General features: G+C 61.2%; 1 protein-coding gene. It reads left to right on the top strand.

The annotated features are described in order from the left end of the window. The coding region (locus AAHA41_RS22585; RefSeq protein WP_323071728.1) for a DUF5801 repeats-in-toxin domain-containing protein at positions 1 to 361 on the top strand (361 nt) is incomplete at both ends.

Consider the following 361-nt stretch of genomic DNA (forward strand, 5'->3'; position numbering starts at 1 on the left):
GCGGCGGCCATCAAGGTGGTACAGACTGTCACTGACCGTGATGGTGACAGCACCACGGCGACCAGTGCGAACGGGCTGGATATCGCCTTCAAGGACGATGGCCCGAGTGCCTCGGCCAAGGCGGCAGTCAGTGCTGGTGCAACTCTGGATGAAAGCGGCGGGTTTGATGCAATCGACATCAGCAGCAGCGCCATTAGCGGTCTGTTTAATGCCCCGGTGTATGGTACTGATGGCGCAGGCAGCGTGCAGTACAGCCTGAGTGCTACTGCGGGAGCCCGCACCGGCCTGTGGCTGGCGGGTCAAAGTGGCAGCGCCAGCGAAATCAAACTGGTGGCCGTGGCCAACGGTTATGAAGGATGGA

The organism is Aeromonas sp. SER, assembly GCF_038739615.1.
Lineage (GTDB): Bacteria > Pseudomonadota > Gammaproteobacteria > Enterobacterales > Aeromonadaceae > Aeromonas > Aeromonas jandaei.